Source organism: Terriglobales bacterium (genome assembly GCA_035487355.1).
Lineage (GTDB): Bacteria > Acidobacteriota > Terriglobia > Terriglobales > Acidobacteriaceae > QIAW01.
Map to the genome: position 1 here is coordinate 1 of DATHMF010000096.1, position 2,667 is coordinate 2,667.

General features: G+C 57.1%; 1 protein-coding gene and 1 pseudogene. Both read right to left on the reverse strand.

The genetic code is table 11. The annotated features are described in order from the left end of the window. A partial coding sequence (locus tag VK738_17520) for an ABC-2 family transporter protein (GenBank protein HTD24462.1) occupies positions 1-698 on the reverse strand: 698 nt, incomplete at its 3' end. Between the two features lie 315 nt (positions 699-1,013). Then, positions 1,014-2,252 (reverse strand): annotated as a pseudogene (locus VK738_17525) (ISNCY family transposase). Between the last annotated feature and the right edge of the window lie 415 nt (positions 2,253-2,667).

Consider the following 2,667-nt stretch of genomic DNA (forward strand, 5'->3'; position numbering starts at 1 on the left):
ATCTCCCAGGGGGTTTGCAGCTTCTGAGCCAGCAGCTTCGCCGGAACATTGGCCACCAGTAACATGGGTATCGCATAGGTGAAGAATACCTTGAAGAAGCCGCGGAACGCAGCATCCGGCATCCGGGCAATGTTGAACAGGTTGTAGTACCCCCAAACGATTCCCTGGCCGCGAATCGTCCAGAAGCTGGTGCTGGCCAGGATGAGCATTAACGAATAATGCACCAACAGACTGCACAGAGTCAGCAAGAGGAATCCTGCTATTTGCGCCAGCGTAACCTCCACCCCCAAACGGCTCAGCGCGTAGACCATCACCACCGCCGCCGAAGCCGCGTTGATGAACCCGCCCAGGTCCACTTGGCGGAACGAGACCAGGAAGCGCGTGTTGATCGGCAACAGGAGCATGAAATCGAGCTTCCCCGTCCGAATGGACTCGGAGAGTTGCGTGATGTTGGTCAGAAAGAATGCGGTGTAAACCTGCTGGATAAAGTGGCTGGCGGCAATGAGCAGGACGACCTCCCACTTCGACCACGTTGCGATGCGGTCGGTATGCTGGTAAATGACGGCGATGAACCCGAGTTGCAGCGCGAACCAGAGCATCTCCACCACAATCCACAAAAGGAAGTTTGCCTTGAACCCCATCTCGCGGACCACAGAGTTCTTCCACAACGCCGCATAAATCGAGAGATAACGCGTCATCAACTCCGGGAAGGCTTACACCCTGCAATCAAGGGCGTAAAGGGCACCGATCGAAAAGGCAGCAATTCTCATTGTGATCTGGCCAGTGTGAGTGATCGCATTACGAGGAAGTAGGAGAGGGGCAGAGAGGACGCGGCGAAGGACGGTTTTTACGGCGTGCAGCGTCATTTGGGCAATGCGTAGCCTCACGCGCTGATGGCGTGTCTGCCTCCAGAGAGGCTGATTTCAGGTTTTTTGCACGGCGTACGGGCCAACCTCCTGGCCTCGCATCATAAAATCCATGAGCTGCTCCCAGCCCTCGAAATACCAGTAAGCGGTCAGCGCCTCCAGGTGCGCAAAGAACTTCCGTCGTGCGCCCACTGCGGCCCGGACCAGTTGATAGCTGGTGTCGGTGACTTCCAAAAGCGTGTGCAGGGCGAAGGCCAGCAGGTTCATCGTTACTAACAAACTGGACAGATGCTTTTTCCCATGGCCGAAGTTGTGTTCCAGGTGATAGCCCTTGGTCTTGAGGACGTTGTTACTCTCGTTTTCGATCTTCCACCGCGCTCGGCCCGAGGCGACCAAGGCGCACACATTCTCCGCGGTGATCTCCCAGTCAGTGATCAAGCCGTTGCGGTAGAGCAACTCTCCCTCGCCGTTGGTGATGGCGACTTCGCACCAGTTGACCTTCAAGGCATCATCGCTGTCAGTCAGTGGCACGTTGTTGGCCCAGCGATACTGGTGGTGTTCCCAGCGGTTAGATTGGCCTTTGACCCGCAGCTTCAAGCTGTGGCGGGTGCGCCCCTCTTCCAAGCCTTCTACCCATCCGTTCAGATGGGAATGGGACGAAGGCTTGCAGGTGAATAGAAAGTGAAATCCGTGCAGCAGCACTTGCCGACAGAAAGGTTGATGCGCGTAAAGATCGTCCCCCAGCAAGGTGTCGTTGCCTGTAGAGTAATGCTCCGCGTGGGCCGCTAGCCAGCGTTTGGCGGCGTTGATTTCGCAGTCCTGTTTGAGCTGCCCGTCCTGGGGCGTGATGAACTCGGGGCGCAAGGGCACGACCTGAGAATGACCGGGGCTGACGATCACCGGAGTGATGGCGCTGTGGAAATGAGTGATCTGGCCATCAGCGTGCCGGATGCAGGAACAGTTGGGACAGTGGATGTTCTCGGACTGAGAGGAGAAATACCAGGTCGCATCCACCGCGATAAGCCGGGTCTGCTTCACCGCCCGCATGGCTTCGAGCAAGCCGGTTTCCGCAAAGCTGTTGTGCAGATCATCAAAGAGGCTGAAAAGGTGAGAAGCTTCGATCGGGTCGAGCGTTTGGCGGATGTGATTATCGCAAGGGATGCACCCGATGCGGAAGAGAGAACGGGCATTGTTGCGGCCGTGGGCCTTTTCCATGTTCTCTTGGAAACTGAGAAAGGAGGGACATTGCGTAAAAAAGACGGCAAAGGGCGAGAGCGCGATGTCGGCCATGCTGTAGCGGGTGTTCTCGCCAGTGCGCCGATCCGGGAGTCCGGCCGCCACAGAACGCCAGCGTTCGATCAATTGATCGAAGCGGCGCGCGTTCATGCGCTCAAGGAATGCCGGTACGGTACGAAAAGTACAAGTTACAATTGTGTGACAATTGTCACGAACAGGTGAACTCTGGTCCCCTTGTCCAACGCCTCTCCTCCGTACGCGCGCCCGCGCTCCCTCCGCCGCCTTGGGGCAGCCCAAAATGAGAATTGCTGAGAATGGAGCTTCCGTCCGCGTCCAAAAGGACTTCTTGGGTCGGCCCTCATGCCAGCTGCCGACAAAGGTTCCCATGCGGGAGTATTCGGGCACAAAGCCCTGTACCATCTCGCCCTTGCATTTCGGGCACTGCACTGGTTGTTTCATAACGATGTCCCTCGATAACCCAGCGACCGTTTACATTCAAGGGACGCCTTTTCCATGAGGCTGCGCCTCGGCTTGTGGCTGAGGATGGCCGGTGTTAGCGTCGCTG